This is a genomic window from Pyxidicoccus sp. MSG2, assembly GCF_026626705.1.
In the GTDB taxonomy this organism is placed as follows: domain Bacteria; phylum Myxococcota; class Myxococcia; order Myxococcales; family Myxococcaceae; genus Myxococcus.
Window position 1 is genome coordinate 12,921,169 of record NZ_JAPNKC010000001.1, and the last position, 22,872, is coordinate 12,944,040.

Annotated in this window: 21 protein-coding genes; 8 read left to right on the forward strand and 13 right to left on the reverse strand. The window is 69.5% G+C overall.

Going from position 1 to position 22,872, the window contains the following annotated elements; translation table 11 throughout:
* Positions 1 to 65: 65 nt before the first annotated feature.
* The 5 genes from lepB to OV427_RS48905 form a co-directional block, all read right to left on the reverse strand.
* The gene (gene lepB / locus OV427_RS48885; RefSeq protein ID WP_267863144.1) at positions 66 to 1,328 is read right to left on the reverse strand and encodes a signal peptidase I; all 1,263 of its coding nucleotides are present in this window, start codon (positions 1,326 to 1,328) and stop codon (positions 66 to 68) included.
* Between the two features lie 3 nt (positions 1,329 to 1,331).
* Positions 1,332 to 3,143 (reverse strand): translation elongation factor 4, encoded by a 1,812-nt coding sequence (lepA, locus tag OV427_RS48890; protein WP_267863145.1) that lies wholly within the window; start codon positions 3,141 to 3,143, stop codon positions 1,332 to 1,334.
* A 284-nt stretch (positions 3,144 to 3,427) separates the two neighbouring features.
* Positions 3,428 to 4,372: an NAD-dependent epimerase/dehydratase family protein gene (locus OV427_RS48895; RefSeq protein ID WP_267863146.1), complete on the reverse strand. Its 945-nt coding sequence runs from the start codon at positions 4,370 to 4,372 to the stop codon at positions 3,428 to 3,430.
* Positions 4,373 to 4,450: 78 nt separating this feature from the next.
* A complete protein-coding gene (locus tag OV427_RS48900) occupies positions 4,451 to 5,410 on the reverse strand; it encodes a UDP-glucuronic acid decarboxylase family protein (RefSeq protein WP_267863147.1) in 960 nt (319 codons plus the stop codon).
* Positions 5,411 to 5,424: 14 nt separating this feature from the next.
* A complete protein-coding gene (locus OV427_RS48905; RefSeq protein ID WP_163988641.1) occupies positions 5,425 to 5,604 on the reverse strand; it encodes a ribbon-helix-helix domain-containing protein in 180 nt (59 codons plus the stop codon).
* Positions 5,605 to 5,697: 93 nt separating this feature from the next.
* Between OV427_RS48905 and OV427_RS48910 the strand changes: the two genes are divergently transcribed.
* The gene (locus tag OV427_RS48910) at positions 5,698 to 6,336 is read left to right on the forward strand and encodes a hypothetical protein (protein ID WP_267863148.1); all 639 of its coding nucleotides are present in this window, start codon (positions 5,698 to 5,700) and stop codon (positions 6,334 to 6,336) included.
* Positions 6,337 to 6,363: 27 nt separating this feature from the next.
* On the opposite strand, the gene OV427_RS48915 is transcribed toward OV427_RS48910, so the two are convergent.
* The 6 genes from OV427_RS48915 to OV427_RS48940 form a co-directional block, all read right to left on the reverse strand.
* Positions 6,364 to 6,726, reverse strand: coding sequence for a cupin domain-containing protein (locus OV427_RS48915; protein WP_267863149.1), 363 nt, complete (start codon positions 6,724 to 6,726; stop codon positions 6,364 to 6,366).
* 27 nt (positions 6,727 to 6,753) lie between these two features.
* Complete coding sequence (locus OV427_RS48920; RefSeq protein ID WP_267863150.1) at positions 6,754 to 7,677, reverse strand: SPOR domain-containing protein; 924 nt, start codon at positions 7,675 to 7,677, stop codon at positions 6,754 to 6,756.
* A 134-nt stretch (positions 7,678 to 7,811) separates the two neighbouring features.
* Positions 7,812 to 8,270 carry an integration host factor subunit beta gene (locus tag OV427_RS48925; RefSeq protein ID WP_267863151.1) on the reverse strand — a complete coding sequence of 153 codons (459 nt, stop codon included), beginning with the start codon at positions 8,268 to 8,270 and terminating at the stop codon, positions 7,812 to 7,814.
* A gap of 75 nt (positions 8,271 to 8,345) precedes the next feature.
* The gene (locus tag OV427_RS48930) at positions 8,346 to 9,134 is read right to left on the reverse strand and encodes a hypothetical protein (protein WP_267863152.1); all 789 of its coding nucleotides are present in this window, start codon (positions 9,132 to 9,134) and stop codon (positions 8,346 to 8,348) included.
* A gap of 28 nt (positions 9,135 to 9,162) precedes the next feature.
* The gene (mnmA, locus tag OV427_RS48935) at positions 9,163 to 10,209 is read right to left on the reverse strand and encodes a tRNA 2-thiouridine(34) synthase MnmA (protein ID WP_267863153.1); all 1,047 of its coding nucleotides are present in this window, start codon (positions 10,207 to 10,209) and stop codon (positions 9,163 to 9,165) included.
* 122 nt (positions 10,210 to 10,331) lie between these two features.
* Positions 10,332 to 11,600, reverse strand: a complete 1,269-nt coding sequence (locus OV427_RS48940) for a CCA tRNA nucleotidyltransferase (RefSeq protein ID WP_267863595.1) — start codon at positions 11,598 to 11,600, stop codon at positions 10,332 to 10,334.
* A 260-nt stretch (positions 11,601 to 11,860) separates the two neighbouring features.
* On the opposite strand from OV427_RS48940, the gene OV427_RS48945 reads away from it, so the two are divergent.
* The 7 genes from OV427_RS48945 to OV427_RS48975 all read left to right on the forward strand — a co-directional run bounded on the left by OV427_RS48945 (position 11,861) and on the right by OV427_RS48975 (position 20,758).
* Positions 11,861 to 13,486, forward strand: coding sequence for a kelch repeat-containing protein (locus OV427_RS48945; RefSeq protein ID WP_267863154.1), 1,626 nt, complete (start codon positions 11,861 to 11,863; stop codon positions 13,484 to 13,486).
* A gap of 193 nt (positions 13,487 to 13,679) precedes the next feature.
* Entirely contained in the window at positions 13,680 to 14,579 is a 900-nt protein-coding gene (locus OV427_RS48950) for a halocarboxylic acid dehydrogenase DehI family protein (RefSeq protein WP_267863155.1), read from the forward strand.
* Complete coding sequence (locus tag OV427_RS48955; RefSeq protein ID WP_267863156.1) at positions 14,576 to 15,436, forward strand: alpha/beta fold hydrolase; 861 nt, start codon at positions 14,576 to 14,578, stop codon at positions 15,434 to 15,436. The genes OV427_RS48950 and OV427_RS48955 overlap by 4 nt, the downstream gene beginning before the upstream one ends.
* 93 nt (positions 15,437 to 15,529) lie before the next feature.
* A complete protein-coding gene (locus tag OV427_RS48960; RefSeq protein ID WP_267863157.1) occupies positions 15,530 to 16,438 on the forward strand; it encodes a sigma-70 family RNA polymerase sigma factor in 909 nt (302 codons plus the stop codon).
* Positions 16,439 to 16,539: 101 nt separating this feature from the next.
* Positions 16,540 to 16,869, forward strand: coding sequence for a pilus assembly protein N-terminal domain-containing protein (locus tag OV427_RS48965; RefSeq protein ID WP_267863158.1), 330 nt, complete (start codon positions 16,540 to 16,542; stop codon positions 16,867 to 16,869).
* A gap of 162 nt (positions 16,870 to 17,031) precedes the next feature.
* The gene (locus tag OV427_RS48970; protein WP_267863159.1) at positions 17,032 to 18,495 is read left to right on the forward strand and encodes a protein kinase domain-containing protein; all 1,464 of its coding nucleotides are present in this window, start codon (positions 17,032 to 17,034) and stop codon (positions 18,493 to 18,495) included.
* A 148-nt stretch (positions 18,496 to 18,643) separates the two neighbouring features.
* Complete coding sequence (locus OV427_RS48975; RefSeq protein ID WP_267863160.1) at positions 18,644 to 20,758, forward strand: carboxypeptidase-like regulatory domain-containing protein; 2,115 nt, start codon at positions 18,644 to 18,646, stop codon at positions 20,756 to 20,758.
* A gap of 57 nt (positions 20,759 to 20,815) precedes the next feature.
* Here the strand turns inward: OV427_RS48975 and OV427_RS48980 are convergent, their stop codons facing one another.
* Positions 20,816 to 21,178, reverse strand: a complete 363-nt coding sequence (locus OV427_RS48980; RefSeq protein WP_267863161.1) for a DUF2019 domain-containing protein — start codon at positions 21,176 to 21,178, stop codon at positions 20,816 to 20,818.
* Positions 21,175 to 22,461: a hypothetical protein gene (locus tag OV427_RS48985; protein ID WP_267863162.1), complete on the reverse strand. Its 1,287-nt coding sequence runs from the start codon at positions 22,459 to 22,461 to the stop codon at positions 21,175 to 21,177. The genes OV427_RS48980 and OV427_RS48985 overlap by 4 nt, the downstream gene beginning before the upstream one ends.
* Positions 22,462 to 22,872: the final 411 nt, after the last annotated feature.

The window sequence follows — 22,872 nt, forward strand, 5'->3', positions numbered from 1 at the left end:
CCGTGCCGCACGGCGCGTCAAGCACCGTGCGTGGAGCGCCAGGCCGGCTGCCCCCGCGATGTACTTCAGCGGACCGGCTCGAAGAAGCGGTCCACCCGCAGGCCGGTGCCGCCGAAGAGGCCGTGGAACAGGCCCTCGAAGCCCAGCGACAGCCACACCACCATGGCCTTGCCCTTGATGTGGCCGTAGGGCACGTACTCCACCTTGCCTCGTCCGGTGACGCCCAGGCCGTGACGGCTGTCCGCGCTGTTGTCGCGGTTGTCGCCCATGACGAAGACGTGGCCCGGGGGCACCGTGTAGGGCCCCTCGCGCGCGGGCATCTGCGACAGCGTCTGCAGCGCGGCGTGCGTCACCCCGGACAGGTTCTCCTCGAACAGCGCCTCGGACTGGTCGTACCAGCGGCCATCGTCGGTGATGTTGTGGACGATGTAGTCGGTGGACACGGCCTTGCGCGCCTGCGGCTGGCCGTTGAGGTGGATGACGCCGTCGATGACCTCCACGGTGTCACCGGGGATGCCCACCACGCGCTTGATGTAGTCCTTGGACTCGTCCACGGGGTTGTTGAAGACGATGACGTCCCCGCGCTCCGGGTGCCGGACGATGACGAACGGCACCACGTTGGCGAAGGGGACGCGCACCCCGTAGATGAACTTGTTGACGAAGACCTGGTCGCCAATCTGCAGCGTGGGGAGCATGGAGCCGGACGGAATCCGGTACGGCTCCACGATGAAGGTGCGGATGACCAGGGCGATGAGCAGCGCCTTGCCGAAGCCGCCCACGAAGTCCATGGCGGACTGCTTGCGGTACGGGCCCAGGTGCTGGGCCGTCAGCTCCTCCAGCCCCTTGAGCTCCTGGCGCATCCGCTCCGCGTTGCCCTCGATGGAGGCCGTCTCCACGCGCAGCGCCTGGTCGGTGATGCGCTCGGGCACCTGCGCGCCCAGCTTCTCCCGCACGTGCGGCTTCTGGAGGATGCGCTCGTTCTCGGAGATGAGCTCCTGCGCCTCGTGGCGCAGCCCGCGCAGCGCCTTCTCCTTCGGGGACACGTTGCGCCACACCAGCAGCGCGACGAAGTAGGCCACCATCAGGAGCCCCAGCCCCTTCATCAAGGGCTGCGCCCACGCGGCGGCGGAGGGCGCGAACTCGATGAGGATGGTGTAGGGCACGAAGGCCAGGCCGATGATGCACAGCGGGGCCCAGAGGCTGGTGAGCAGCTCGCGCCACATGAGCTGGCGGCGGGCGCGCAGCTGCTCCGGCGTGCGACGGGCGGCCATCGCCGCGGCGAGCTTCACGGGAGGCGTGGGGGTTGCCGAGGGACTGGCCGCGTTCATGCGCTACTGCTCCGTCTTGAGGACCGCGAGGAAGGCTTCCTGCGGGATCTCCACCGTGCCCACCTGCTTCATACGCTTCTTGCCCTCCTTCTGCTTCTCCAGGAGCTTGCGCTTGCGGCTGATATCGCCACCGTAGCACTTGGCCAGAACGTTCTTGCGCATGGCGGAGATGGTCTCACGCGAGATGATCTTCGCGCCGATGGCCGCCTGGATGGCCACCTCGTACATCTGCTTCGGGATGACCTCCTTCAGCTTCTGGCACACCTCGCGGCCGCGCAGGTACGCGCGCTCGCGGTGCACGATGACGCTGAGGGCGTCCACCGGCTCGCCGTTGATGAGGATGTCCAGGCGGGCCAGGTCGGACTCCATGTACCCGGCCAGCTCGTAGTCCAGGCTCGCGTAGCCGCGCGACACGCTCTTGAGCTTGTCGAAGAAGTCGAACACCACCTCGGCGAGCGGCATCGCGTACGTCACCTGCACGCGCTGGCCGCTGCTGCCCAGGTACTTGATGTCCTTCTGCACGCCGCGCCGGTCCTGGCACAGCTTGAGGATGGCACCCAGGTGGTCGTTGGGGACGTGGATGTGACAGGTGAGGAGGGGCTCCTCGAACTTCTCGATGTTCTGCACCGGCGGCAGCTTGGCCGGGTTGTCCACCAGCAGCACGTCACCCTTGCTGGTGGTGATGCGGTACACCACGCTGGGCGCGGTGGTGATGAGGTTCAGGTTGTACTCGCGCTCCAGGCGCTCCTGGACGATCTCCATGTGCAGCAGGCCCAGGTAGCCGCAGCGGAAGCCGAAGCCCAGCGCGGTGGAGGACTCGGGCTCGTACGTGAAGGCGGAGTCGTTGAGCGTCAGCTTGGCCAGCGCGTCGCGCAGGTTCTCGTACTCCGCGGAGTCCACCGGGAAGATGCCGGAGAACACCATCGGCTTGACTTCCTTGAAGCCGGGGAACGGCGCGTCCGTGGGACGGGCCTCCTCGGTGACGGTGTCGCCCACCTTCGCGTCCTGCAGCTCCTTCACGTTGGCGACGAGCACGCCCACCTCGCCCGCCATCAGCTGCTGCACCGGGCGCGAGAACGGGCTGAACACGCCCAGCTCCTGCACCTCGAAGACCTTGTTGTTGCTGAAGAGCTTGATCTTCTGCTTCAGCTTGAGCGTGCCTTCCAGCACGCGCACCAGCGTCACCACGCCCCGGTAGTTGTCGTACCAGGAGTCGAAGATGAGGGCCTTGAGGGGGGCGTCCGGCGAGCCGCTCGGGGGCGGCACGCGCGCCACCACGGACTCGAGGATCTCCTCGATGCCGATGCCCTCCTTGGCGGAGGCCGGCACCGCGATGGACGCGTCGATGCCGATGACGTCTTCAATCTCCGAGCGGGTGCGCGCGACGTCCGCGCTGGGCAGGTCGATCTTGTTGATGACCGGGATGATTTCGAGGTCGTGGTCCAGCGCCATGTAGACGTTGGCCAGCGTCTGGGCCTCCACGCCCTGCGACGCGTCCACCACCAGGAGCGCGCCCTCGCACGCGGCCAGGCTGCGGCTGACCTCGTAGGCGAAGTCGACGTGTCCCGGCGTGTCGATGAGGTTGAGGACGTACTGCTTGCCGTCCTTGGCGGTGTAGTTCATCCGCACGGACTGGGCCTTGATGGTGATGCCCCGTTCCCGCTCGATGTCCATGTTGTCGAGGAACTGGGCCTGCGCCTCGCGCTTGGTCAGCGTCCCCGTTTTGTCGAGGAGACGGTCGGCCAGCGTCGACTTTCCATGGTCGATATGGGCGATGATGCAGAAGTTGCGGATGTGCGCGTTTTCAGCCGGCATGTTCGGGGCGCTCGTCGGAAGAAGCGGGCGTGAGTAACACCGAACCGCGCGAAAATCTACGCGCGACCGCCCGCCGGACGAGCAACCCGCCAGGGAAGCACGTTTGTTCCCGGGACACCTGTAGCGCCCGCCCGGGGGCCCCTCCCCCACCCGGCCCCGCCCCTGTCACGGAGCAGGCACATGGCAGGGGTGGCCTCCTGCACCAAGCCAACCGGCGGCACAGGCTGCGCCGCCGGCCGGACGTCATGGCGGGCCGGGACGCGGAAGGCGCCCCGGCCCGGCCCTCAGCCGTGCACGCGCGAGGGAGTGCCGGCCTTCTCGCGGAAGAAGGCGACGGTGCGGCCCAGGCCCTCGCGGATGTCCACGGTGGGCTCCCAGCCGAGCACCTTCTTCGCCAGGGCGTTGTCGACGCAGGAGCGCAGCTGCTCGCCGGGCTTGCCCGGAGCGTGCGCCGCGGTGGCGGTGGAACCAGCGCCCTCGGCCAGCAGCGAGAAGAGGCGGTTGATGTCCGTCTCCACGCCGGTGCCGATGTTGATGGCGCCCACGTAGTCCTTCTCGAAGGCGAGCCGGTTGGCTCGGGCCACGTCCGGGCCGAAGACGAAGTCACGCGTCTGCTTGCCCTCGCCGAAGATGGTGCAGGCCTGGCCGGCGATCAGCCGCTGGCTGAAGATGGCCACCACACCGGCCTCGCCATGCGGGTTCTGCCGCGGGCCGTACACGTTGGCGTACCGCAGGGCGACGTACGGCAGGCCGTACTGCGCGCGGTAGTAGCCGAGGTACAGCTCGCCGGCCGCCTTGGAGACACCGTACGGAGACAGCGGCCGCGTCGGGTGGCTCTCCGGCGCGGGGAACACGTCCTGCTCACCGTAGATGGCGCCGCCGGTGGAGCTGAAGATGACCTTCTTCACCCCGGAGACACGCGCGGCCTCGAGGAGGTTGAGGAAGCCGCGGATGTTCACATCCGCGTCGAAGCCGGGGTCGTCCACGCTGCGGCGCACGTCCATCTGCGCGGCCAGGTGGCAGAGGACCTGCGGCTTCTCGGCCTTGATGAGCTCCGCGGCCTCGCGGCTGCGGATGTCGTGCACCGCCAGGCGCACGCGCGGGTCCAGGTTCTCCCGCTTGCCGCCAGACAAGTCATCCAGGGCGATGACCTCGTGCCCACTTCGCAGGAACTCATCGCACACGTGCGAGCCGATGAAGCCCGCACCACCCGTCACCAGGACTTTCACGCTTCCTCCCGACACCCGACCGTGTGGCCGCGGTGTCTACAGGTCCGCAATGCTATTGACGCCGCGAAACTAGGGCGTTCACGTCCTACCGGCAACCTCCCGGAAATAGGCAATGGTCTCCTTCAGACCTTCTTCCAGGAGCACCTTCGGCTCCCACCCCAGCAACGTGCGGGCGCGGGTGATGTCCGGCTGACGCTGCTTCGGATCATCCCTGGGCAGCGGCTTCTCGATGATCTTCCCACCGCCGCCCGCCGCCACGCGCACGGCCTCCGCGAACTGGCGGATGGTCATCTCTCGCGGGTTGCCGATGTTCACCGGGTTCGGTTCGTCCGAGAGCATCAGCCGCACCAGCCCGTCCACCAGGTCCTTCACGTAGCAGAACGAGCGCGTCTGGCTGCCGTCGCCGAAGACGGTGAAGTCCTCGCCCTTGAGCGCCTGGCCCACGAAGGCCGGCACCACGCGGCCGTCGTTGAGGCGCATGCGCGGGCCGTAGGTGTTGAAGATGCGGACGATGCGCACCTGCACGCCGCGGCTGCGGCCGTAGGCGGCGGTGATCGCCTCGGAGTAGCGCTTCGCCTCGTCGTACACCGAGCGCGGACCGATGGGATTCACGTTGCCCCAGTAGTCCTCGCGCTGCGGGTGGACGAGCGGATCTCCGTACACCTCGGAGGTGGAGGCCATGAGGAAGACGGCCTTGTTCGCCTCGGCCAGCTTCAGGCCGTTCTCCGTGCCGATGGAGCCCACGCGCAAGGTCTCCAGCGGGAGCTCCGCGTAGTCGATGGGCGACGCGGGCGATGCCATGTTGAACACGTAGTCGATGGGCCCCTTCACGGGAATCCCCTCGATGATGTCCGCCTTCACGTACTCGAAGCCCGTGCGCCCGTTGAGGGTGGTGAGGTTCCGCTCGCTCCCGGTGATGAGGTTGTCCACCGCCACCACGGACGCCGCGCCGTCATCCAGGAGCCGCTCGCACAGGTGCGAACCCACGAAGCCCGCACCGCCGAGGACCACCACCCGCTTCCCACGAAAGCTCTTCACGTCACGCCTCTCTCTCACAGCTCGTCGAAGGTCACCTGACCCGGGAGCTGGGCCTTGTACTTCTCGAGTACCAGATCGATGCCCTGGCGGATGTACTCGGCCACGGGCACCTTCGTCTTCTGGTTCAGCGCCTTGAGGAGCTCGTTCTGCTCCGGAGTGATGTAGATGGTGGTGCTGACTTTCTTTCGGGCCATGGCGATATGTGAAAATATATGAAGTGACGTGTCGCGCGAAAGCCTCTCGTGCACGCGGCGAGGCCCCGCCGCTCCGTCACACCGGAGTCCTGTATGCCACACAGCAAGAGCTTGTTTTTCCTGGGTTTTCTGGCCGTGGGCGCCCTGGCCGGCTGCGCGGGCGACAAGTCAGCGGAGCGCGGGACGGAGACCCGGGGGGCCGGGGACGCGGCGCGGACGCAGGCGGAGTCCATCCAGCCGGAGCGCTCGGGTGACGAGCGGGTGCAGGAGCAGGACGTCAACGGCGACGGGAAGCCGGACGTGTGGACGTACATCGTGAAGGACCCGGGCACGGGCGGAGCTCCCGAGGGCGACCGCAAGGTGCGCCAGGAGCTGGACCTCAACTGGGACGGCCGCGTGGACCTGACGCGCTACTTCGACGCCACGGGTGAGCAGACGCGCGAGACGCTGGACCTGGACTACGACGGCAAGGTGGACGCCACCTACTTCTTCGAGAAGGGCATCAACACGCGCCGGGAGCGGGACGTCAACGGCGACGGCCGCGCGGACAGCTTCACCTTCTACGAGGGCGGCACGCTGGTGCGGAAGGAGCGCGACACCAACAGTGACGGCAAGGTGGACTACTGGGAGTACTGGGAGGGCGGCCAGGTGGACCGCATCGGCGAGGACCTGGACGGGGACGGGACGGTGGACAAGTGGACCCGCAACCCCAACAACGCGGCCAGCGAATAGGACGCCGGCCGCGCGCGCAGCGGACGACTACGGCTTGCTGGTGCCGGTGCGGCCGTACGAGTCCTCCAGCCGCACCACGTCGTCCAGCTCCGGGGTGCTGACCTCGAGGATGTCGCAGTCGGTCAGCGCCACCATGCGGTGCTTGGTGAGCGGCTTGATGTGGTAGCTCTCGCCGGGGTTCATCTCCTTCTCGATGAGCCCCTGGCCTTCGTCGACGACGAAGAGCAGCTTGCCGTTCTGGACGTGGATGGTCTCGTCCTTCTGGTTGTGGAACTGCAGGCTGAGCTTGTGGCCCTGCTTCACGTGCAGCAGCTTGCCCACGTACCGCTCGGTGTGGGCCCAGATGAGCTCGTGGCCCCAGGGCTTCTCCACCCGCCTCGTCGTCGTCATGTTGCTTACCGTCTTCCTCGCCCCGCTCTAGTTCGTGCCGGCCACGAAAGCATCGAGCTTGGTCTCACGCTTGAAGTCTGACTGATACCGGCTGGCGTCGTCCTTGGTCGCGAAGCTGCCCATGCGGACGCGATACCACGTACCCCTCCCGGGTACCTCGGCCGCCAGGATATAGGGGGCATAGCCGTCGCCGCGCAACCGGGCGGCGAAGCGTTCGGCCTCCTGGCGGTCCGGAAAGGAGGAGATCTGGAGGGTGAAGGCGCCGCCCTTCACGGCCTGGGCCGGCGGCTGCGCGGTGCGTGCGATGGCCTCCTTCAGGCCCCCACCTTCCTTGTTCGTGGTGCGCGTGGGGACGGCCGCCACTTCCACCTTGCCCGACACCGGCACCGCCTTCACCTCGGCCCTGGCGACCTCGGCCTTCGCGGGCTCGGCCTTCACGGGCTCGGGCTTCTGGGCCACGGCGGCGGGGGTCGGCGCGGTGGGGGCCTCGGCGGCGACGACCGTCTCGGGCTCCTCGGGCTCCTCCGGGGGCAGCTCGCCCGTGTCGGGGTCCGGCGTGGGGGCCAGCTTCGGGCGCTCGGCGGTGGGGGTGGGCTCGGACGGCTTCGCGGCGGCGGGCTTCTCCGCGGGCGCGGCGGGCTTCGCGGAGGGCTTCGGCGCGGGGGCGACGGCCACGTGCTCGGAGGCGGCCTTCTTCGTCAGCTCGTCCTGGAAGGTGAGCTGCGCGTCCTTCTGCTGCACGTCCTGGAGCGCCTGCGCGTTGGCGTCGAGCGCGGAGAGGAGGTCCGGCGCGGAGGCCGTCTGGACATTGCCTGCCAGCTTCTTGCCGACGACGACGCCCAGCACGAAGACGGCGCCCATGACGACGATGCCGGCAATCAGCAGGCTGACGATCTGCCGGTTGTCCAGGGAGACGTCGAACTTCTCCTTCATCCGGTGGGCGTCACGCATGGCTTGGGAATCCTCGGGCGCGGACGCAGCGGGCCACACGAATCCGTGTTGCGGCCTGTAGCGTCGGCATGGAGGGCAAGGTACGCCCCACCTCCGGGCCGGTCAAATTCACGGAAGGCCTCACTCGGGCGCTGTCAACCCGTGGCGAACGCGGGTGGTGCAGGAGGCGGGGTAGCGAGCGGGCTGGGAGGCTCCGCGGGCGGCGGCGCGAGGGGAACCGGCGCGGCCACCGACACCGGCGCGGCCACCGACACCGGCGCGGCCGCCGACACCGGCGTGGACACCGATACCGGCGCGGCCGCCGTGTCGACGGTCGGCATGTTGAGCCGCTCGCGCAGCTCCTTGCCGGCGGCGAAGGACAGCGTCCGGCGCTCGGGCACGGAGACGCTCTGCCCCGTCTTCGGGTTGCGGCCCGTGCGCGCGCGGCGGCTGCGGACGGAGAAGACGCCGAAGCCGCGCAGCTCGATGCGCTTGCCGGCCACGAGCGCCTTGCACATGCAATCGAAGACGGCGTGAACGATGGCTTCCACCTCACGCCGGGGGACGTGCGGGGCACGCGCCACGATGCGCTCGATGAGCTCACTCCTCGTCATCGCACACCTCTCTGGAGGGACGAGGGACTCTACAGAAGCAGGCCCCGCAAGGACAAACCACCCCTCCCCCCAGGGCTAGCGGAGGCGGAGGTCGGCGGGGCCCTCCACCTCTGTTTCCCTGCCGTCCCCGGAGCGAAGCACCACCTCCGAGCCGTCTGGAATCAGGAGCCGCACGGTGCGGCCCAGGGGGACCTCGCGGTCCTCCAGCAGCACGGCGGTGGCGAGGTCGTCCGTCTCGGCCACGGCGAAGCCGTCCTCCACGATGGCCACCAGCCCGTCCTCGCCCAGGGCACCCGCATGGATGAAGGGCACGCGCGGGCGCATGGGCGGCGGGGGCAGCGGCTGGCGCGGCCCGTCCTGCTTCGCCGCGTCGGAGCCCAGGTTGCTCAGGCCATTGGGCGTGAAGAAGGCCACGAAGTACTGGGCGGAGCTGTAGTCGCCCTGGGACTGGGCCTGCTGCGCGGACGCGGGCGTCACCTGCACGTTGGTATAGCGCGCGGCGACGATGCGCAGCGCGCGGGGCGCCGCCTGCACCTCCCCCGCCTCCCAGCGGCGGGACGGCAGGTTGACGCCGTGGAGCTTCGCCTCGTCGGCTTCGCCCACCTCCAGCGTGTCGCCGTCCTCCAGGAAGCGCAGGCCGCCGCCGAAGTACTCGAGGACGGCGGGGCCGGTGGCGGTGAGCTGCTCATCCGGGAGGAGCTGGGCGCCCACGGCGACGGGGAGCTTCTCCTTGCCCACCGTGCGCAGCACGGGCGCGCCCGCGGCCAGCAGCCCGGCGATGGGCTTGTCCGAGCGCTCCTTGCACCCGGCGGCAAGGCCCACGGCGGCGGCCGCGAGCAGGCATCCCACGAGGCGCTGCGCCATGTCCGGCACCCTCCTCAGCGGCGCGGGGTCAGACGATCCAACCACCGCCGAGCACGCGGTCCTGATGGTAGACCACCGCGGCCTGTCCCGGGGTGACGGCGCGCGCGGGAGCGTCCAGCTTCACGGAGACGAGCCCGTGCGGCGACACGTGCACGCGTCCCGGAGCCCCCGCGTGGCGGTGGCGGATGCGGACCTCCACGGCCTGCTCGGGCGGGGGCGGCCCGTCCACCCAGTGGGGCTGGAGGAGGCCGAAGTTGTCGCGGCCGGTGCCCTCGGCGGGGCCCACGACAACGCGGTGCGTGTCCGGCTCCAGGCGCTGCACGTAGCGCACCTCGCCTCCGCCCAGGTTGAGTCCCTTGCGCTGGCCCACGGTGAAGCGGTGGATGCCCTGGTGCGTGCCGAGCACCTGTCCCTCGGTGTCGACAATCTCGCCCGAGGGCTGCGGCCCGGCGACCTTCTCCACGAAGCCGGCGTAGTCGCCGTCGGGCACGAAGCAGATCTCCATGCTCTCCGGCTTGTGGCTGGTGACGAGGCCATGGCGCTCGGCGACGGCGCGCACCTCGGCCTTCGTCATGTGGCCCACCGGGAAGACGATGTCGCGCAGCTCGTCCTGGCCGAGCGTGAAGAGGAAGTAGCTCTGGTCCTTCGCGGCATCGACGGCGCGGCGCAGGACGTAGCGGCCGTCCGACTCCTCGACGCGGGCGTAGTGGCCGGTGGCCAGGCGGGCGCCGAGCGCGCGGGCGCGCTTGAGCAGGAAGTTGAACTTCACGTCGCGGTTGCAGGCGACGCAGGGGATGGGGGTGCGGCCCCCGAGGTAGGACTGGACGAAGGGGTTGATGACGCGGTCCTGGAAGATCTCCTCCGCGTTGGCCACGTAGAAGGGAATCCCCAGCGTCTGGGCCACGGCCCGGGCGTCATCGATGTCATCCGGACTGCAGCAGCTCCCGCACTTCGCCTTGCCCTCGTAGGACCAGACGCGCAGGGTGATGCCGATGACCTCATGGCCCTGCTCCTTGAGCAGGGCGGCCGCGGCCGAGGAATCCACCCCGCCGCTCATGGCAACGACGACTCGCATGGTGCTCCTTCCTACACGCCCGGACGCCCCGGCGCACGCGGGAGGACGCCCGGGAGGCCCCTTTCCCGACATGCACCAGAGGGGCATGGGGTGGGAAGCCCGCTCCCCTGCCCCACCAGCGCTCAGCGGCCGGCCCGGGCGTGCCAGTCCTTGAGCCGGGCCTTCAGCGTCTCCGCCGTGTTCAGGGCGGGGTCATCGAGCACCGACTCCAGGAGGAACCGCGTGGCCTCGCCGACGACGGGGGACGGGCCGACGCCCAGGGTGGCCATGATGTCGCCGCCCGTGAGGGCCAGTTCCTTCGCGCTCAGCGGAGGCTTCGCCGCGGCAAGCGCCTCCAGTCGCGCGAAGAGCGCTTCGGCCTCCGGCAGTCGCTCCGGTGCGCGGACGCCGACGCGAGCGCGGGCCACGGCAATCAACTGCGGGAGCTGGGGCAGGCCCACGCGGGCCAGGAGCCTGCGCAGCGCGGGGTCGGAGTCCCCGACCTTCTCCTCCAGCTTCGCGTGCTCGACGAGGAGCGCGACGAGGTCGGCGCTCTTGTTGGGGAACTTGAGGCGCAGGCCGATGTCACGGGCCCGCGTGCGGTCCACGAGGTCCGCGAGCAGCACGGCCATGCGGACCTCCACGTCGACGGGCGCGGCCTGCACGGCGGCTCGCGCCTGACGCGCGGCCTCCGCGTCGGCACGGGCCAGCTCGGGGAGGAACACGTCCAGCAGTCCGGTGTCCGCGAGCAGCGCCAGCCCCAGCTCGGCGCGAGGGGTGTGGAGCAGCTTCACCAGCTCGTCGTGGATGCGCTCGAAGGCCACCTTCCGGAAGACGGAGAGCGTGGTGGGAATGGCGTCACGGGTCGCCGGGTCCAGGGAGAAGCCGAGCACCGCGGCGAACCGCACGGCGCGCAGGGAGCGGAGCCCGTCCTCGGAGAAGCGCTCCTGGGCGGACCCCACGCAGCGGATGAGCTGGGCCTTGAGGTCGTCCTGTCCACCGAAGGGATCCACCAGCTCGCGGTCCACCGGGTTGTACGCCATGGCGTTCATGGTGAAGTCGCGGCGGGACAGGTCCTTGACGATGTCGCTCTCGAAGGCGACGGAGCTGGGCCGGCGCCCGTCGTGGTAGTCGCCCTCGGAGCGGAACGTCGTCACCTCTACGTGCGTGCCGCCCTGCACGACGGTGACGGTGCCGTGCTGGATGCCGGTGGGGATGACCTTGCGGAAGGCGCGTTGGACCTCCTCGGGCAGCGCGCTGGTCGCCACGTCGAAGTCCTTGGGCGGCACCAGGCGCACCATGTCCCGGACGCAGCCGCCGACGAGGTACACGGCGTGGCCCAATTCGCGCAGCCGCGCGATGACCTCGAGCACGGGCTTGGGAATGTCGGCGTTGTGGAGGTTGGCGATCATCGATTCCGCGTTGTAGCGGCGAGCCTCTCGCAATCCAAGCCCGGGCACCGCACATCCTCACGTCCGGCGCGGACTGCGGGTATCCTGGCAAACCGCAGCCGCCTTCGGCCCAGGGCGCTGAGAGTCATCCACTGACACCTCGTGTGTTGTCCCCAGAAAGTCCTGGTCCCATGTCATCTTCGAGAACCGCTGCCCTGTCGCCCGGGCGGTCCCTGGCTGTGTCCGCCGTGCTGGTCCTCTCCGTCGCGGGATGCGACCCCGTGGCCGCTGAAACCTCCACCTCGCCAGAGGCTCCCCGCGCCCAGGCCGCCGCGCTCACTCCCGCGCTCGTGACGGTGCTGGAGCCCGAGGCGGACAGCTACGTCACGACAGGGTTCGGAAGGGAGACCTCGAACTTCGGCGGCGACAGCGAGTTCAAGGTCAGCCCCTGGTTCCAGACGCAAGCCTACCTCCGTTTCAACCTGGGCAGCCTGCCCGCCGGCGCGAAGGTCCGCTCGGTGAAGCTGACGGCCACCGCCTTCACGGGCTACGCCGGCGACGGTGATGGCAACGTCTACACGTACCTCGTCCCGGACAACTCCTGGGGGGAGTACACCCTCAACTTCAACAACCGGCCGCTGGCTCCCGGAGGGCCCCTGGGCTCGTGGTTCCTCTGGTACCCGTACTTCGGTTACTACGAGGACAAGCCAGGTGTGAACGAGGACCCCAGCCTCGTGCCCGCCGTCCAGAGCGCCATGGATTCCACCTACGACCGGCGCATCTCGTTCCTGCTCCGCAACCAAGGCTACTACGACACCTACTACTATTCTCGTGAGGTGGCGGACGCGACGAAGCGGCCCAAGCTCGAGGTCCGCTACGGCGACGTCTGGTTGAGCGCCAGCTCCGCACCCTCGGTTCGCACGAAGCACACCGCCACGCTGCTCGCGGATGGCCGCGTGCTGGTGACGGGCGGAGCCAACAACGCGGGCTGGCTGGACAGCGCGGCGCTCTACTCGCCCGCCACGAATACGTGGACGACCACCGCCTCCATGTCCGTGAAGCGCTACGGGCACGGTGCCACCCTCCTGGGCTCCGGAGAGGTGCTCGTCACGGGAGGTCAGAACAACGGCGGCGTCGTCTCCTCCACCGAGCGGTATTCCCCCTCCACGGGGACGTGGAGTGCCGCGGCTTCGATGTCGGCCGCGCGCTTCCGCCACACCGTGACGACACTGAACGACGGCAGGCTGCTCGTCGCCGGCGGCTTTGACGGAACCCTGGGACTGATGAGCACGGAGCTGTATGACCCGGCCACGGGCACCTGGACGTCAGGGCCCGCGATGACCTCGCGCCGTTTTGGCCACACCTCCACGTTGCTGCCGGACGGACGGGTGCTGGTGGCGGGAGGACACAGCGGAGGACAGGCGCAGGCCACCGCCGAGGTGTATGACCCGGCGACGAACACCTGGACGGCCACCGGCACGATGAGCTCTTCCCACTTCGGGCACGGCGCGGCCCTGCTGCCGGATGGCCGGGTGCTGGTCGCGAGCGGGCTCACGTCAGGCGGTGTCCTCACGTCCGTCACCGAGACCTACTCGCCCGCCACGGGGACATGGACGACCATGGCCTACCTGTACCCGGCGCGCAGCGAATTCAGCATGGTGACGCTGGGCTCGGGCCACGTGTTCGTGCTGGGCGGCACCGACGGCACGGCCATCACCTCCATGGTGCAGCGCTTCGTCGTGGCCACGAGCTCCTGGTCGGTAGCGCCCTACATGGGCAGCCCGCGCCGCAACCTCTCGGCCACGGTGCTGCCCGACGGCCGGGTCCTCGCCATCGGCGGGCAGGCGGACACCTCCACCGCGTCCCTCTCCTCCGCCGAGGTCTTCACGTCCTTCACGGACCTCTGACCGTCACCCGGCCCGCGCCCCCTCGAGGATGCAGTGTCCTCGACGGGCGAGCGGCTCGAGCTCCCTCGAGCGGTAGTGGAAGCCGGGCACTCGTGCGCGCATGCGCTCGGTGCCCGGACGCCAGGGCGGGCGGATGCACGGCCGGGGATGTCCGCGTGAGCGGCGCGGCCCACCGTTGTGGAGGGTGCCCGGCATGGCCCTGACCAGACAGGTGAGCAAGCGCGAGGCTGAAGGCGACGTCGAGCGCATCTACCACGAGCTGCAGCAGACGCTGCGGGTGACGGGCGTGGACGTGTCGCTGCGCATGTGGGCGGCATTCCCACGCTTCTTCGCTGCGATGTGGGAGACGCTGCTTCCGAACGTGGAGACGCGAGCCTTCGAGAAGGCGGCGGACAGCCTGCGTGACGAGGCGCTGGAGGTGACGGCGGACTGGGAGCCGCTCGGCGCATGGGACGCGGTGAAGCTGGGCGCGAGCCAGCGCTTCCACGTGAAGGGCGTGCTGGAGCTCTACGGCGCATTGCAGCCGAAGGTGCTGCTGATGGCGTCGGCGGTGCGGCTGGCGCTGACGGATGAGCCGGTGGGGCGGAAGGGAGTCCCGGGCACGGAGGAGCGGCTGGAGCGGGGCGTGCCTTCGAGGATGGCGGCGATGGAGTGGGTGCCCGACAGGCCCGACGACCCACGGCTGCGAGCGCTGTTCTCGGACGTGGTGAAGTCGGTGGGACCTCCCGCGGTGCCGGGAGAGTTCCGCGCGCTGGCACTGTGGCCGGAGTACCTGGAAGCGGCGTGGCGCCGGCTGAAGCCGAGGATGCGGGAGGAGGCCTTCACCCAGGCGGTGGAGTCGCTGCGGCAGTCGGCGCGGCTGCAGGCTCGCACGCTGCCGTACGAGGTGGTGCTGAGCCGCGAGCAGGTCGAGGCGCTGGGAGAGGATGCGGCGACGGTGTTCCGGGTGACGGACGCGCTGGAGCGGCGGTTGCCGGTGCTGCTGTTGAACCTGGCGCAGCTGGTGCTGGACGCGCCGGAGGTGGAGCGTCACCCGTTCCCCGGAGCCACGAAGCGGGTGCCGGCTCGGGTGTCGGAGGAGGCGCTGCGATGAACTGGCGCGACTGGCAGGCCCGACAGGCGGTGGTGGAGCTGGGGGACCGCTTCCTGAGCTACGTGGACCTGGGCGAAGGACGGCCGATGGTGCTGCTGCATGGGATTCCGACGTGGGGCTTCCTGTGGAGCGGGCTGGCACCGGCGCTGGCGTTGACGCACCGGGTGCTGGTGCCGGACCTGCTGGGCTACGGGTACTCGGACCGGAGGGATGCGTTCGACCGGTCCGTGGCGCGGCAGGCGGAGGCGCTGGATGCGTGGATGGACCGGCTGGGGGTGCAGGACGCGGTGGTGGTGGGGCACGACGTGGGAGGTGGCGTGGCGCAGCACCTGGCCGTGCGCTTTCCCCAGCGGGTGGGCCGGCTCTGTCTGATGGACAGCGTCTGCTACGACGCCTGGCCGGGAGAACTGATGCTGCAGCTCGGGCACCACGGGGTGGTGAAGACGCTGTCGGCCGATGCGGTGTATCGGCTGTTGAAGGTCGCCGCGAAGCGGGGCGGCTTTGCGAAGGCGCCGCCAGATGGATTGATGGAGGGATTGCTGGCGCCGTACGCGACGGAAGCCGGAAAGGTGTCGCTGGTGCGGAACGCTGTGTCGCTGAACACGAACCACACGCAGGAAGTGGCGTCGAGGCTGGGACAACTGTCCGTGCCGGTGCTGATTCTGTGGGGCGAGGACGACGCCTTCCTGTCCTCGAAGTACGGCGACCGGCTGGCCTGGGACATCCCCGGAGCGAAGTACGTGAAGGTTCCGGGCGCGAGGCACTTCGTCATGTGGGACGCGCCGCACGTCGTGGCCACGGAGCTGTACCGGCTTGTCGAAGTGGAAGCACCGGAGGAGGCAGGCATCGCGCGGTAGCCGTGGCGGCGGGGGATGGAAACGGAGGGAAGGAACGGGGTAACAAGGCACGTGAGGCGTGCCGCTCCCGGCACGCGCGGTGCCGAGGTGCGCATGCGAACGCAGCAGAGCCGCTCGCTCGTCTTCCTCCAGCAACTGGGGCCCGGAGCCCGGAGTGGCTACGCGACCCTCTCCGGACTGGAGGACGTGCTGGCCTCGCTGTACGCCGCGGGGCAGCAGGCCTGGCCGGGCGTGTCCCTCTCGGAGGACGACTTCCTGCGGCACCTCGCCGGGTGCCTGCCAACGGACGAGGACCCTGCCCGGGCACTCGCTTCCGTGCATGCCGCGGACCTCTATCTGGCGTGTGCCTGCGCGCGAGGCGACCCCACCGCGCATGCCGCGCTGGAGCGCCACGTGTTTCCCAAGGCCGCGGCCTCCGTGGCACGGCTGCGTGAAACCGGAGTGGAGCCGGCCGAGGTGTTCCAGCGCCTGCGCGAGCGGCTCCTCGTTCCGGAAGGAGGCCGGCCCCCGCGCGTGGCGGAATACCAGGGCAGTGGTCCGCTCGCGGCCTGGCTGCGGGCGGCCGCGGTGCGCATGGCCCTCAACCTCCAGCGGACGGAGCGTCGGAGGGCCCACGCAGAGGAGGAAGCGGAGGCGCTGTCGCTTCCCGCCGAAGCGGGCACCGCGGACGTCGAGCTGGACTACCTGCGCAGAAACCACCGCGAGGACTTCAAGGCGGCGCTCTCCGAGGCACTCAATGCCCTGCCCGCGCGGGAGCGCACCGTGCTGCGCCTGCACGCCGTGGAGGGACTGAGCCTGGAGCGCATCGGCACCATGTACCAGACGCACAAGTCCACCGTGTCGCGCTGGGTGTCCCGGGCCCGGGAGACCGCGCTGGAGGGGACCCGGCAGCGACTGGTGGAGCGGCTCAAGCTGTCCTCTGGAGAGCTGCACAGCCTGATGCGCGCGCTGAACGGGGAGCTGGACCTGAGCCTCCCTTCCCTGCTGAGCAAGCCCGGGTAGCCTCGGGGGGCCGAAACTTTTTTCGCGGCGTCGTGCAACGCCTCCAGGTGGCCGGTGTCATCCCAGTGAAGGTGAAACCAACCCCCTGGAGGACACACCCCATGCATCACGGAATGAAGCTGGCCCTGGTCGCGCTGACGTTGGTGGGAACCCCTGTGCTGTCGGCGGAGGAGGCGAAGCCGGCCAAGGCCGCCGAGACCGCGCCCGCCGCCACCGAGGGGACCATCGTCCTGAAGAAGGGCGGCCAGAAGGACCTGCGCGTGCCGGGCATGGTCCGTGTCGCGATTGACGAGCCCGAGATCGCCGACGTCGACGCGCCGGGCAAGGACGTGCTGCGGCTCACCGGCGCCAAGGCCGGGGAGACGGACCTGCTCGTCTGGTCGGGGAAGGAGAACAAGCGCAGCACCTACCACATCGTCGTTCGCGACTGACCCACGCGGCCCGCGTACTGCGGGGGGATTCCGGGCTCCCAGCATGGGGCCCGGACGCTTCCCGCGCAGGCGGCAGACGATGGACGGGCGTCGTGGCGCCAAGTCATGCCGCCCCCCCGGCTTTCCGGCGCCTGTCCGGGCTGCGAAGATTCGACGCGCGCCATGAACCCGTTGCCCAGCCCTCCCCTGCCCTCCTGTCCGGACGAGAACCTGCTCGCGGCCTTCGCCACCGGCTCGCTTCCAGGGGCGAAGGTGCCAGGGGTGGAAGCCCACCTCGATGGCTGTGCGGATTGCCGGGCGCTGGTGGCAGCCGTGGCCTCCGAGTCCTCGCATCCGGGCACGAGCGATTCGGACGTGCCCACACGGCTGGACACCGGTGCGCCCACGTTGTCGGACGCACGACCGGAAATGGCGCTTCCGCCGGGGACGCGGCTGGGGTCCTACCTGATTCGCGGTGTGCTGGGCATGGGAGGCATGGGCGTGGTGTACGCGGCGGATGACCCGCGGCTGGGGCGGCGGGTGGCGCTCAAGCTGCTGCGACCGCTGCAAGAAGGCGCGGAGCAAGAAGGCCGGGCGCGGCTGCTTCTGGAAGCGCAGGCGATGGCGCGGCTGTCACATCCCAATGTGCTGCCCATCTTCGAGCTGGGCACGGCGGAGGGCCGCGACTTCCTGGCCATGGAGTGGGTGGAAGGCACCACGCTCGGGGACTGGCTCCGCGCACGCGAGCGTCCATGGCGCGAGGTGGTGGAGGTGTTCCTCGCGGCGGGAGCGGGACTCGCCGCCGCGCACCGGGCGGGACTGGTTCACCGGGACTTCAAGCCCTCCAACGTCCTGGTGGGGCTCGACGGACGGGTTCGCGTCACGGACTTCGGCCTGGCCAGACACGGCACTGGAGAACAGGACGCCGTGACGTCCGGGGTGATGGACGAAGCCTCCCCATCCGAGTCGTCCGCGCTCACGCAGCGGGGCCGGGTCCCGGGGACGCCCGCATACATGTCTCCCGAGCAGCGCGCGGGCCGGGCCGTGGACGCGCGCAGTGACCAGTACAGCTTCTGTGTCGCGCTCCACGAAGCGCTCCAGGGTGAGCGACCGCCGGGCCTCCCTGCGTCCTCCTCGCACCGGGCCCTCCCGCGAAGAGCGCGGGCCAGGGACCTGCCGAAGCACGTCCTTGCTGCCCTGGCCCGGGGACTCGCGAAGGCCCCGGAGGAGCGCTTCCCTTCCATGGATGCGCTGATGGCGGTGCTCTCCCATTCGCCTCCGTCCCGGCTGCTTCGCATGGGTGGGCTCACCGTGGTGTTGGCGGGTGTGGGGATTGGGCTGTTCCTGTGGAAGCAGCCTCAGCGCCATGAGCCACCTGACGCACGGGTGCAAGCAGCCCCCGTCGCAGCGGAGCGTGGTGACACGGCGAACACGCTCATCTCGCTGCGCGAGGACCAGGTGAAGGATCTGCCCGTTCCCAAGCTCCAGCGCATCGCGGTGGGGGACCCGGCGATCGTGGAGGTAGAGATCCTGGACGGCGACGTGCTGCGCCTGACGGGAAGGTCGGCGGGCACCACGAACCTCGTGACGTGGACCCGTGAGAACGGGGAGATGCAGCTCTACACCCTGTCCGTCACCGCGCGCTGACGTCAGAGCGCGCCTGCCATGGGAGCAGGGCTCGACGCTCAGCGACCGACCCTTGCTTGAATGATGGGCCCTCCGCGCTGGAGCCCCTACCCACCAGGCAGGGGAGCCGCGCCCTCCGCGCGCTTCGGGTTATCCTACCGGAGCAACGATGGCCCTCCGATTCGCGCGCGGTGCGCTCTGGCTTCTCCCCCTGGCGCTCATGACGGTTGCCCATGCGGGCACACCGCCCGCGCGCGGCTCCCGCGTCATCGAGGGCATCGCTGTCGCGAGCACGGGGCCCGTGGCCTCGGTGAAGGTCCGCGCCACCCATGGAGGGCGCGTCGTTACCGCCCGCACCGACGCGCACGGCCACTTCGTGCTCCGCGGCCTGTCCGACGACTGGTGGACCCTGACCGCGTCCCGAGGCTCCGAGGTGGGAGAAGTCCAGGCAGCGCCAGGAGCAGTGGAGCCGCACTTCGTGGTGCTGGAGCTGGGCCTGCCCAGGACCGTGCGCGGCGTCGTGCGCTCCGAGTCGGGCCTGCCCGTGCTCGGGGCCCGGGTGGAGGCGGGCCTCCAGGGCGTGGACGGCCTGCGAAACCCCCGCGAGTACCGCACCGCCAGCAACGGACGGTTCGAGCTTGCAGTGGCGGGCCTCTCTCCGATCGCAATCCAGGTGAGCGCTCCAGGGTTCCTTCGCCAGCGAGTCACCGAGGCGTCGTCCACCGGGGAGTGGGACGTGGTGCTCGAAAGCTCGGTGGAGCTGCGCGGCAGGGTCACCGATAGCCGAGGCACGCCGGTGATGGGCGTCCGGGTTCGTCTCAAGCGGTACGGGCAGACGTCGTTCTCCAGGACCTTCTCCGGCCGTGACTCGCTCGCCACCCTGACGGAGGGTGACGGCACCTTCGCCATCGGGGGTCTCCAGCGAGGCCGTTACAGCTTCCTGCTCGAGCATCGGGCCCACGCCGCTCGCATCGGAGACGTAGAGGTCCCCACCGCCGAGGTGCGCTGGGCGCTCCCGGAGGGCATCCGCGTCTCCACCACCGTCACGACTCAGGGCGGTGCGCCCACGCCTGCCACGGTGTCCTTCTCCGGACCGCTGGCGGACCCGGCCTTCTTCCCCTCGGAGCGAACCGTCGAGACCGACGCCGCGGGAGGCGCGGTGCTCGATGGCCTCGTGCCCGGGACCTACCAGGTGACGGCGAGCCTGCGGTCTCGTACGGAGGAGCGGTCCATGTCTCGCAGGGTCCAGGTCTCCGCCAGCGAGCCGGCCCTGGCGCTGAACTTCCGGAGCCCCCACCCGCTGCGAGGGCGTGTCGTCGACGCGCGCGGGCGTCCCCTGCGGGGCGTACGGCTGTCACTCCGCCACGAGGACGAGGAGCGGGCGGGCTTCTCGGTGACGCGCCGGAGCATCGACGGCACCTTTACCTTCGACAGCCTTCCTGAAAGAGCGCTGACGGTGGTGGCCTGGAAGGAGGGCTACGAGTCCGTCTCCACCGAGGTCCGGGTCCCCGCTTCGGCACCACTTCGCCTTGTGCTGAAGCGGCAGCGGATCGTCCCGGTCTCTGGCCGCGTGGTGGATGCGCGGGGCCGGCCCATTCGCTCGTTCAGCGTGAACGGCACCCAGAAGCGGCACGCGGCGGGCCGCTTCTCGATGCCGGTGCCGCCGGGCGTTGAGGCGGTGGTGCTTCGCATCTCCGCCGAGGGCTTCGCCCCCAGGCTGCTGACCCTCGATCCGCGTGCCCCGGCGTCGCGGAAACTGGGGGCCGTCCGGCTCGACAAGGGCAGGACGCTCACGGGGCGCGTGGAGACCCCGGAAGGCTGGGACCTTGCCGGAGTGGCGGTCCGGTGCAGATGGCCCGGCGCGCCGACACACCGGGACCCGAGCGCCTGCCACGGCGAGACGCTTCCGGATGGGAGCCTCTACCTCGTCCACGTGCCGGCGGAGCCGGTCGTGCTCGAGCTGGACACCCCGGACTGGCCACTGACACGGCTCCTCGTGCCCGAGGGCGTCACGGAGGCGCGGGTACGGGTGCCTCATGGGTTGACGGTGCGGGGCACCGTCAAGGATGCGCGCGGGCTCCCACTGGAGGACGGCGACGTCCGCGTGGAGGTGGAGGGGGAGGCGCACTTCGCCCCCATCCGTCCCGACGGGACGTACGTCATCCGGGTATCGCCAGGGCGTGGCTCCATCCAGGTCGTCAACCAGCGGGGCGAGCCGACAACCTTCGAGGGCGCGGAAGGACAGACGGCCCGGGTGGACCTGCTGGTGCGGAGCGATTCCTGACAGGCCCCGAGCTCGGTGTTCTGTAGGGAATGAGGACCGAACCGCCCCCCAACTAGCTCACGGAAACTTGAGCGTGCCCTCGCGCCACGCCTTGAGCGCGTACTCCGCCCGTGTCCGGATACGCCCTGGGCGGGCAGCAAACTCCAACAGAACAGGTTCACCCTGAGCTGGAGCAAACTCAAGCGCGTGTGCAGCAGCAATGGAACGGACATTCTCGTCCTCGCTCTTCAACAGCGGAAGGAGATGGGAGGCCACCGCTCGACTCCGGAGCTCACGGTAGGCACTTGCAATCCTGTCGTGAGCCCGATTGGCAGCACGAGGATTCGCAGCGGCCAGCGCCTGTCCGTAGGCTACCGCCGCATGCTCGTACTCTTGGACGAGTTCATCAATGCTCGCCCCTTGGATATTGCGCATGCTCATGGAACGACTCCGTAGTCCCGGAGGATTCTCAAACAGAACTCGCGTTGGGCCTGAAAGGACTGACCATTCAGCCACTGCCGCACGGTTTGTCCACCAGAGAGGAGAGGATCTTTCGACGAGTAATACGCGCTGATTTGCCTGTGAATCCCTTCGTCGATGGCGATCACGTTCTCGGTGTTGTGAAGGGCATGAGGACCGAACCGCTCCACGTTGCCCGGCGTCTGCTCGACGATGTGGTGCCACTGCTTCCCCTGGCCTGCTGAGCCCAAGGCGCTCTTGAGGCCGCTGAACGAGCCCCAGGACCTGAAACCGGCAGGACGGACTCCCGCTGCGGTTCCTCGTAAGCCCTGGGCCGTCATGGCGACCGCCGTGGCGGGCAGGGAGATGACGACGGTACTGCCTTCAATGGCTACCGCACTCACCTGCCCCACGTTCGCAAGGCTGATGCCTACCCGTAAGGCCCCGGCCGCCGCGGCCTCCATGTAGCTGGGCAGCATCGACAGCCGCGAGGCCAGCCCCACGGCGCCCCCGGCCATGCCATGACTCACCACCATGGTGACCGCAAGGACGAAGACACGCGCCACCTCGGGTCCCACCCGGTTGGCGAAGCGATGGCCGGCCTGCTCCAACTCAATCCACGTCGTGGCCTGGTCGGTAGCTCGCTTCAGCTCCCGGCTCGCGTCCACCACCTCAAGGAACGTCTCCACTCCCAGGTAGATGAGCAGGACCGCAGAGACGATGGCCGCCGCCTTGGTGAACACGGGCTCGGGATTGGCCGCCAGGACGGCCCAGGTGACGAGGCCCGTGGCGATGACGGTGTAGAAGAGCTGGGGCGCCAAGGTCTTCTCCACCGCCCGGGCGATGCTCTCCTTGAGGGGCTCCAGCGACAGGCCCAGGGCAACGCCCAGCTTGTCCCACTCGCCCAGGCCTGGCCCGATGTCGAGCAGGGAGAGGCAATGGTCCCTACGCTGGCCCGGCACGCAGAGGCCACCGAAGCTCTTGCGCATCAAGCGCTGCCATCGGGTGTCTGCACTGTTCTCCGGGTGGGAGGCGCGCACCAGCAAACCTTGCTGCGGAGCACGGAGCGTCAGAGGTACCTCCAGCACCAGCCGCGCCAACGCCTCCTCGAATGCTTCCGCGCCCACCGTCACGGACTGGCTTGCGGAGGACGGCCTGTACTCCAGGGGTGAGCCCTGTCCCGTGTCGAGGCGGATGACACGCGGGGCGGCGCACGCATCAAGCAGGGCGAGGAGCAGGATCGCGACGGCCAGCCGGGTTGCCATGAGCCGCTTTCGGGAACGAGGAGGGCTCCAGCCTACGGAAAGGTTCCTCCGGAGACGATGTTGTTCCGGTCCTCCTCTTCTTCCTTCAGCGGAACGCGATGCTGCGCTGCCTCTGCACCGCCCCCAGTCCGGCCTTGGTGTGGGCGAGGCAGCAGGCCTCCCGCTGCGGCTCGATGAGCGCCACGCCAACCGCAGCCCTCTTGGCTGCCTCGGACTCTGTCAGGTAGGCGTCAAGGTCCCCATCGAACAGGTGTCCGCACCGCGCTGGCTTCGCGCTCGTTGCGCGCGTCGGTCCGCCTGCTATAACGCGCCAGCACGACCCAGTAGCTCAGTTGGATAGAGCGGCGGTTTCCTAACCCTTGAAGGGCTCCTCGGTCCTCGGGTGGTGGCGGCTAAGTCTCCGAGATTACT

What these genes read in the sequence shown, in the direction of transcription:
- lepB (WP_267863144.1), bottom strand. Translation starts at nt 1,328, where the DNA reads ATGAACGCGGCCAGTCCCTCGGCAACCCCCACGCCTCCCGTGAAGCTC.
- lepA (WP_267863145.1), bottom strand. Translation starts at nt 3,143, where the DNA reads ATGCCGGCTGAAAACGCGCACATCCGCAACTTCTGCATCATCGCCCAT.
- OV427_RS48905 (WP_163988641.1), bottom strand. Translation starts at nt 5,604, where the DNA reads ATGGCCCGAAAGAAAGTCAGCACCACCATCTACATCACTCCGGAGCAG.
- OV427_RS48910 (WP_267863148.1), top strand. Translation starts at nt 5,698, where the DNA reads ATGCCACACAGCAAGAGCTTGTTTTTCCTGGGTTTTCTGGCCGTGGGC.
- OV427_RS48915 (WP_267863149.1), bottom strand. Translation starts at nt 6,726, where the DNA reads ATGACGACGACGAGGCGGGTGGAGAAGCCCTGGGGCCACGAGCTCATC.
- OV427_RS48920 (WP_267863150.1), bottom strand. Translation starts at nt 7,677, where the DNA reads ATGCGTGACGCCCACCGGATGAAGGAGAAGTTCGACGTCTCCCTGGAC.
- OV427_RS48925 (WP_267863151.1), bottom strand. Translation starts at nt 8,270, where the DNA reads ATGACGAGGAGTGAGCTCATCGAGCGCATCGTGGCGCGTGCCCCGCAC.
- OV427_RS48930 (WP_267863152.1), bottom strand. Translation starts at nt 9,134, where the DNA reads ATGGCGCAGCGCCTCGTGGGATGCCTGCTCGCGGCCGCCGCCGTGGGC.
- mnmA (WP_267863153.1), bottom strand. Translation starts at nt 10,209, where the DNA reads ATGCGAGTCGTCGTTGCCATGAGCGGCGGGGTGGATTCCTCGGCCGCG.
- OV427_RS48940 (WP_267863595.1), bottom strand. Translation starts at nt 11,600, where the DNA reads ATGATCGCCAACCTCCACAACGCCGACATTCCCAAGCCCGTGCTCGAG.
- OV427_RS48950 (WP_267863155.1), top strand. Translation starts at nt 13,680, where the DNA reads ATGGCCCTGACCAGACAGGTGAGCAAGCGCGAGGCTGAAGGCGACGTC.
- OV427_RS48955 (WP_267863156.1), top strand. Translation starts at nt 14,576, where the DNA reads ATGAACTGGCGCGACTGGCAGGCCCGACAGGCGGTGGTGGAGCTGGGG.
- OV427_RS48960 (WP_267863157.1), top strand. Translation starts at nt 15,530, where the DNA reads ATGCGAACGCAGCAGAGCCGCTCGCTCGTCTTCCTCCAGCAACTGGGG.
- OV427_RS48965 (WP_267863158.1), top strand. Translation starts at nt 16,540, where the DNA reads ATGCATCACGGAATGAAGCTGGCCCTGGTCGCGCTGACGTTGGTGGGA.
- OV427_RS48970 (WP_267863159.1), top strand. Translation starts at nt 17,032, where the DNA reads ATGAACCCGTTGCCCAGCCCTCCCCTGCCCTCCTGTCCGGACGAGAAC.
- OV427_RS48975 (WP_267863160.1), top strand. Translation starts at nt 18,644, where the DNA reads ATGGCCCTCCGATTCGCGCGCGGTGCGCTCTGGCTTCTCCCCCTGGCG.
- OV427_RS48980 (WP_267863161.1), bottom strand. Translation starts at nt 21,178, where the DNA reads ATGAGCATGCGCAATATCCAAGGGGCGAGCATTGATGAACTCGTCCAA.
- OV427_RS48985 (WP_267863162.1), bottom strand. Translation starts at nt 22,461, where the DNA reads ATGGCAACCCGGCTGGCCGTCGCGATCCTGCTCCTCGCCCTGCTTGAT.